Origin of the sequence: Streptomyces sp. NPDC059851 (assembly GCF_042732005.1) — a bacterium.
Classification (GTDB): Bacteria; Actinomycetota; Actinomycetes; order Streptomycetales; family Streptomycetaceae; genus Streptomyces.
Window position 1 is genome coordinate 1 of sequence record NZ_JBHWJJ010000229.1, and the last position, 7,076, is coordinate 7,076.

The 7,076-nt window shown below is 72.5% G+C and carries 6 protein-coding genes; 3 read left to right on the top strand and 3 right to left on the bottom strand.

What is annotated here, in order from left to right; translation table 11 throughout:
• Nucleotides 1-42: 42 nt before the first annotated feature.
• Both ACFV7Q_RS37785 and ACFV7Q_RS37790 read right to left on the bottom strand, forming a co-directional pair.
• Nucleotides 43-1,401 carry an MFS transporter gene (locus tag ACFV7Q_RS37785; RefSeq protein WP_385435478.1) on the bottom strand — a complete coding sequence of 453 codons (1,359 nt, stop codon included), beginning with the start codon at nt 1,399-1,401 and terminating at the stop codon, nt 43-45.
• On the bottom strand, nt 1,398-2,633 hold the full coding sequence (locus tag ACFV7Q_RS37790; RefSeq protein ID WP_385435479.1) for an aminotransferase class V-fold PLP-dependent enzyme: 1,236 nt from the start codon (nt 2,631-2,633) through the stop codon (nt 1,398-1,400). Before ACFV7Q_RS37790 ends, ACFV7Q_RS37785 begins: the two co-directional genes overlap by 4 nt.
• Here ACFV7Q_RS37790 and ACFV7Q_RS37795 point away from each other — a divergent pair.
• Nucleotides 2,632-4,053, top strand: coding sequence for a PLP-dependent aminotransferase family protein (locus ACFV7Q_RS37795; RefSeq protein WP_385435480.1), 1,422 nt, complete (start codon nt 2,632-2,634; stop codon nt 4,051-4,053). The two genes, ACFV7Q_RS37790 and ACFV7Q_RS37795, sit on opposite strands and share 2 nt — an antisense overlap.
• A 58-nt stretch (nt 4,054-4,111) precedes the next feature.
• Here the strand turns inward: ACFV7Q_RS37795 and ACFV7Q_RS37800 are convergent, their stop codons facing one another.
• Nucleotides 4,112-4,846, bottom strand: a complete 735-nt coding sequence (locus ACFV7Q_RS37800; protein ID WP_385435481.1) for a helix-turn-helix domain-containing protein — start codon at nt 4,844-4,846, stop codon at nt 4,112-4,114.
• A 273-nt stretch (nt 4,847-5,119) separates the two neighbouring features.
• Between ACFV7Q_RS37800 and ACFV7Q_RS37805 the strand changes: the two genes are divergently transcribed.
• On the top strand, nt 5,120-5,791 hold the full coding sequence (locus ACFV7Q_RS37805; protein WP_385435482.1) for a DUF4097 family beta strand repeat-containing protein: 672 nt from the start codon (nt 5,120-5,122) through the stop codon (nt 5,789-5,791).
• A gap of 119 nt (nt 5,792-5,910) precedes the next feature.
• Nucleotides 5,911-7,038, top strand: a complete 1,128-nt coding sequence (locus ACFV7Q_RS37810; protein ID WP_385435483.1) for a serine hydrolase domain-containing protein — start codon at nt 5,911-5,913, stop codon at nt 7,036-7,038.
• Nucleotides 7,039-7,076: the final 38 nt, after the last annotated feature.

The window sequence follows — 7,076 nt, forward strand, 5'->3', positions numbered from 1 at the left end:
GATGCCCGCCCGGGCGGGCATCCGGCCGGCGGCCCGGGGCCGTCAGCCCCCGGCTGCCTCGGTAGATGCCTCGGCAGGCGCTTCGGCCGGAGCCTCCGGGAGTGCCTTCAGGCGGCTGACCGGTGAGACCAGCAGCCCGAGGACGACCGCGGCCGAGGCGGCTGCCGCCACGACCAGCGCGCCGTGGGCGCCGAGGCGGCCCGCGAGCAGGCCGGCCGCGAGCCCGCCGAGCGCGCCGCCGCCGAACAGCAGCGTCCGGAACGCCGCCGTCATCCGGCCCATCATCGACTGCGGGGTCAGGGTCTGGCGGAGGCTCACGATGATCACCCCGGCCACGCCCAGGCCCAGGTACGTCGTGAAGAAGGACAGGACGAACATCGCCAGCATGAGCGGCTTCGGCCCGCCGGCCAGCACGATGAGGGTCGGGCCGAGCAGCAGGGCCGACTGCGCGACCAGGTACACCCGGCCGAGGGGGAAGCGGGCGATGACGCGTCGGGAGACGAGCGAGCCGATCAGCCCGCCCACCGAGGCCGTGGCGAGGAGGGCGCCGAGGGTGGACGAGTCCAGGCGGAGGTCGTTCGTGCCGTAGAGCAGGAACATCGTCCACGTCGTGATCATGGAGAAGTTGCAGCAGAATCCGACGAGCGCGAGCGCCCGCAGCACCCTGTTGCCCATGACCCACCCGAGGCCGTCCCGGAGTTCACGCAGCAGGTGCCGTTCGGCGGCCGGCTCCGGGCGCGGTTCGCGCGTACGGATCAGCAGTAGCGACAGGACGGACGCGGCGTACGAGCAGGCGTCCACGACGAGTGCGACCGGTGCGGTGAGGGCGGAGACGAGGACGCCCGCGAGGCCCGGCCCGGCCACGTCGGCGGCGGAGGAGCTGGTGCCCATCTTGGCGCTCGCCTCGACGTAGTGCTCGGGTGTGCGGACCACCGTCGGCACGTAGGACATCCAGCTGACGTCGAACACCACCGACGCGACACCCACGGCACAGGCGATCACCAGCAGGACCGTCAGGTCGAGGAGGTCCCACCAGTACAGCAGCGGCACCGACCCGATCAGCACCAGTCGGACGGCATTGGCGCCGATCATCACCGGCCGGCGCCGCACCCGGTCGGTCCAGACCCCGATCAGCAGGGCCAGCCCGAGGTACGGGACGAGCTGGAGGAAGCGCAGCAGCCCGACCTGCTCGTCCGTGGCGCCGAAGGCGCTGATCGCGGTCAACGGCAGGGCCAGGTTGGTGACCTGGGTGCCGAGCAGCGACACCGTCTCGCCGAACCAGAACTTCATGAAGTCGCCGTTGCGCCAGAGGCTCCCCCGCGGTCGGTCCGGCTCCGAGGGGGGAGGGGCGGCGGTGGCGGGCCCGGCCGTCGCCGGGCCCGCCGGGCTGCCTGGGCTCACCGGGGGTCCCGCACCAGCTCGGCGACCGCCGCGGCGACCGCGTCGACCTCGTCCTCGGTGTTGTAGTAGTGCGGCGACAGCCGCAAGCACCAGTCCACCTCCTTGTCCCCGAAGTCGAACTGCGCGAACTCCCGGAAGCTCAGGGCGGAGTTGATGCCGCGTGCGTCCATGGCCGCCTTGAAGGGCTGCGGCTGCCAGCCCTCCACCGCGAAGGTGACCAGGGCGGCGGGCGCCGGGCCCCCGTCCAGTGTCCGTACGCCCGCCAGCTCGGCGAGCTGGCCGCGCAGCCGGGCGGCGAGCGCCGGGGTCCGCCGGGAGACCGGCTCCAGGCCGACCCGCAGCGCGTAGCGGACGGCGGCGGCGCAGCCGAGGACGGTGGCGTACGGGAACTCCCACTCCTCGAAGCGGGCGGCGGTGTCGACGGGGCGGTAGGCGCCGGGGGCGGTCCAGCGGGCGCCGTACATGTCGATGAACAGCGGCTCGTACCCGCCGTCCAGCAGCCGGTCGGAGACGTACAGGAAGCCGGAGCCGCGCGGCCCGCGCAGGAACTTGCGGCAGGTGGCGGTGAGCAGGTCGCAGCCGATCTCCTCGACGTCGATCGGGTACTGACCGACGGACTGGCAGGCGTCGACGAGGTAGAGCAGGTCGAGTTCGCGGCAGTGTCGGCCGATCTCGGCGACCGGCTGGACGAGGCCGGAGTTGGTCGGGACGTGCGTGGCGGCGACCAGGCGGGGGCGGTGGGTGCGCATCAGGCCGGCCATCGCCCGGACGTCGACGCCGCTGCCGTCCGGGTGGTCGGGGGCGTGGACGATCCGGACGCCGTGGCGCCGGCGCAGGGCGAGGAAGGCGATCTGGTTGGAGATGAAGTCGTTGCGCGTCGTCAGCACGACGTCGCCCGGCCGGAAGTCGATCGCCGAGAGGGCCTTGGTGTAGGCGTGGGTGGCGCTGCCGGCGAAGGCGATGTTGCGTGCGCGGGCGCCGACCAGTTCGCCGATCGAGGCGTGGAAGTCGGCGATCTCGGCGGCCCTGGCGGCGGAGGCCTCGTACCCGCCGATCTCGGCCTCCAGGTGGAGGTGGTCGATCACCGCCCGGAGCACCGGGCGTGCGATGAGCCCGCAGCCGGCGTTGTTGAAGTGGATCACCGATTCGCAGCCGGGGGTGTCGGCCCGCAGGGCGGCGACGTCCAGGAGCGGTTCTGCCGACGGTTCGAAAGCGCTATTCTGTATACCCATGTCTGACAGTAGCAGTACTGAGATGCTGACCGCCATCCTGCGAGCGGAGATCGCCGCCCTCGAACCGGGCGACCGGCTGCCCAGCAGCCGGGAACTGATCGCCCGTCACGGCGTCGGCCCGGTCACGGTCTCCCGGGCGATCGCCCTGCTGGCCGCCGAGGGCATGGTCGTCACCCGCCCCGGCAGCGGCACGTACGTCGCCGCCCGCCGCCGACCGGGGCCGGAGGAGGGCCCGGCGGACACCTCCTGGCAGACGGTCGCGCTGGCCGGCCGCGCCTTCGATTCCGGGGGCGCCGCGAACGGCCCCTCGGAGGAACCACCGCCCGGCACGATCGCGCTCTCCGGCGGCTACCTGCACGAGAGCCTCCAGCCCGCCCGCGAGCTCAGCGCCGCGCTGGCCCGCGCCGCGCGCCGCCCGGACGCCTGGCACCGCGCACCCGTCGCCGGCCTCGCCCCGCTGCGCGCGATCTTCGCCCGGCAGGCGGGGTGCGGCATCCACCCCGAGGACGTCCTGGTCACCGGCGGCGGCCAGGGCGCGCTGTCGATGCTGTTCCGTGCGCTGGCCGCCCCCGGCAGCCCGGTGCTGGTCGAGTCGCCCACCTACCCGGGCGCGCTCGCCGCCGCCCGGGCGGCCGGCCTGCGCCCCGTCGCCGTCCCGATGGACGGCGACGGGATCCGCCCGGACCTGCTGGCCGACGCCTTCGCCATGACCGGCGCCCGACTGCTCTACTGCCAGCCCACCTTCCACAACCCGACCGGCACGGTGCTCGCTCCCGAGCGTCGCCGCCAGGTCGTGGACGTGGCCCGGGCCGCCGGGGCGTTCCTGATCGAGGACGACTTCGCCCGCCACCTCGGCCACGGTGGCGGCCCGGTGCCCCGCCCGCTGGTCGCCGACGACCGGGACGGCACGGTGGTCCACCTGACCTCGCTGACCAAGCCGGCCTCACCGAGCCTGCGCATCGGCGCACTCATCGCCCGCGGCCCGGTGGTGCAACGGCTCCGCGGCATGCGGCAGGTGGACGACTTCTTCACCGCCCGCCCGCTCCAGGAAGCCGCCGTCGAACTGCTCTCCACCCCCGCCTGGGACCGCCACCTGCGCGCCCTCGCCACCGCGCTCCGGGCCCGTTCCACCGCGCTCGCCACCGCCCTGGCCCGTGAACTGCCCGACTGGACGCTCACCCGGCAACCGGCCGGGGGCCTCCACCTGTGGCTCCGGCTGCCCGCCCACCTCACCGACACCGCCGTCGCCGACGCGGCCCGCCTGCACGGCGTCTCCGTCGACGCGGGTCACCGCTACTTCCCCACGGACCCGCCCGCTTCCCACCTCCGCCTCGGGTTCGCCGCGGCCGCCGACCCCGCGGACCTGACCGAAGCCGCCCACCGCCTGGCCGCGGCGACCCGCACCCTGTCGCGAGCCTGATCGCCCGGATTCCGGTCCGTCGGGAATACGGACCTGGCGAACCCGAGCGGAGGGCGGCTCAGGCAGTGCCGTCCGAGGGGGTTTCGGGTTGGGTGTGGAGGACTTCGCGGGCCTGGTCCGCGGCGCGGGCGATGCTCTCGGACACGAAGTCGACGAAGCGGGCGATGTTTTCGAGGCGGACGGCGGCCGGGGTGTCGGGGCCGAGCACGCCGACCCCCTGTCGCGCGGTTGCGGCGAGTCGGGCGGTGCCGCGGGCGCTGCCCATCATCGACTGGTACCAGACGTCGTCGTCGACGACGTAGCGCTCGCGGCGGCGTTCGTCGCGTTCCCGGCGGACGAGGTCCTGGCTTTCGAGGAACGCGACCGCTTTGGAGATGGACGCCGGGCTGACCTGGAGGCGCTGGACGAGTTCGGACGCGGTGAGGCTGCCGGTGTCGCTGGTGTAGAGGCAGGTCAGCACCCTGGCCATCATCTTGGGCGTGCCCGTTTCTATGAGGACGGTGGTGAACACCTCCTCGTACGCGCGCACCGCCTCGGGGTCACGTCCGTGGGCCTGCGGCGGCGCCTGCTGCCCTCGGGGCGCGGCCTGCTTGCGGCGTTGGGCGCGGTGTTCCGTGGCGCGGTGGGCGAGGTCGGCGCGGTACGCGGTGGGGCCGCCGTTGCGCATCACCTCGCGCGTGATCGTTGAAGTCGGACGGCCGAGGCGTCTGGCGATCTCCGCGTAGGCGAGTCCGTCGGCCAGTCCCAGCGCGATCTGCTGGCGTTCGGGCTGGGTGAGCCTGCCTCCCGGCATCGCGGTCTCCTTCCGGGGTCCTTCACGGTTCTTCGTGGTTCTTCGTGGTTCCGTGCGGCTCTTCGTGGCCGTGGTGTCCCCAGCATAGCGTTCACCTTCATTCCATTGCAACGAACGGAGAGGTGTTCGTTGCATTAGAATCAGGCCTGTTGCAACGATTGCATGCGCTTGACCTGCATTTATTCGGATTCTGCGCAACGAATGCGTTGCCTGGATCGTGAGTGCAACGTAGCGTTTCTCCTGTCAGAAACAACGAGTGCAGGAGAGCACACCATGCAGAAGTTCGACACCCCCGCCCCCGTCTCCGCGGTCCTCGACATCCCCGCGGGCAGCATCCGGTTCATCGCCGCCGACCGGGCCGACACCACGGTCGAGGTCCTGCCGGCCAACGCGTCGAAGAGCCGCGACGTGCAGGCGGCGGAGCAGACCACGGTCGCTTACGGCGACGGCGTCCTGCGGATCGAGGTCCCGGCGGCGAAGAAGCAGGTCTTCGGGGCTTCCGGATCCGTCGAGGTGACCGTGCAGCTGCCCGCCGGCTCCCACGTCGAGGTGAAGACGGCCAGCGCCGAACTCCGCGGCGTCGGACGGCTCGGCGACGTCGCCGTCGAGAGCGCTCACGGCACGATCAAGCTCGACGAGACCGCCGACGCCCGCCTCGCCCTCCAGGCCGGCGACATCTCGATCGGCCGCCTGGGCGGCCCCGCGGAGATCACCACCACGAAGGGCGACATCGACATCGCCGAGGCCGTGCGCGGCACGGTGACCCTGCGCACCGAGCACGGCGGGATCTCGGTCGGTGCCGCCCGGGGAGTTTCCGCCTCCTTGGACGCCGGCACCGCGTACGGCCGGATCCTCAACGCGCTGGTGAACGGCGAAGGATCCGCCGCCGGCCTGAACATCCACGCGACCACTGCCTACGGCGACATCACCGCCCGCAGCATCTGAGGGGCCGCGACCGGGACCGGGACCCGGGACGGGACCGAAGCCCGGGACGCCTTCATCGCCGCACGCCACGAGCCGTCCGCTCGACCGAAGTCCTGACAGACGCAAAGGAGCACGTCACCATGTCCCTCACGCCGAACGCCACCGCCGGGCAGGACCGCCCGGAGCTGGAGAAGGCCATCCAGGAGATCGCCGGTTCCGACTGGGCGGGCGTGCAGCTGCGCGTGAACGACCAGCGGGGCGAGTGGGTCGGAAGCGCCGGAGTGGCCGAGCTCGGCCAGAGCGCCGAGCCGCCGACCGACGGGCGGTTCAGGATAGGCAGCACCACCAAGACCTTCACCGCGACCCTGGTGCTGCAACTGGTGGCCGAGGGCCGGATCGGGCTGGACGGCCCGGTGGCCGACCACCTGCCCGAGTTCGGGCTGGACCGGCGGATCACGGTGCGGATGCTGCTGCAGCACACCAGCGGGCTGTTCAGCTTCACGGGTGAGTACTACGACGACGGGACGACCGCCCCGGGCATCCCTTGGCAGGGCCAGGAGTGGGTGGACAACATGTTCCACACCTACCGGCCCGAGGAACTGGTACGGCTGGCGCTGTCCAAGCCGGCGCGGTTCGAGCCGGGGACGGACTGGAGCTACTCCAACACCAACTACGTCCTGGCGAGGCTGCTGGTGGAGAAGGTCAGCGGCCGCCCGTTCGCCGAGGAGATGCAGCGGCGGATCCTGGGTCCGCTCGGCCTGTCGGGCACCGTGGTGCCGGACGCCTCGCCGGAGATCCCCGAGCCGCACGCCCACGCCTACTACACCTACCAGGCCGCCGGCCAGTGGAAGACGGTCGACGTCACCCGCACGAACGCCTCCTGGATCTCCGCCGCCGGTGACATGATCTCGACCACCCGGGACCTGCACACGTTCTTCTCCGCCCTGATGAGCGGCAAGCTCCTGCCGGCCCCGCTGCTGGCCGAGATGCGCACGCCGCATCCCAAGTTCGGTTACGGGCTGGGGCTGTTCGTGCAGGAGACGGACTGCGGCGGCACGGTCTACAGCCACAACGGCGGCTTCTGGGGCTGGGCGGCGCTGATGTACAGCACGCCCGACGGTGGTACGACCCTGACCGCCTCGCTGACCACCGGGGACGCCCGGCTCGACTTCGCGCAGGCGGGGGAGGCGTTCGCGAAGGTGCAGCAGAGGCTCGTCAACGAGGTGTTCTGCGGCGGGCGGGCCGAGCCGGCCCAGCCGACTGGCTGAGCACCTGCAACGCGAACCGGGCCACGCCGAGCTCAGCG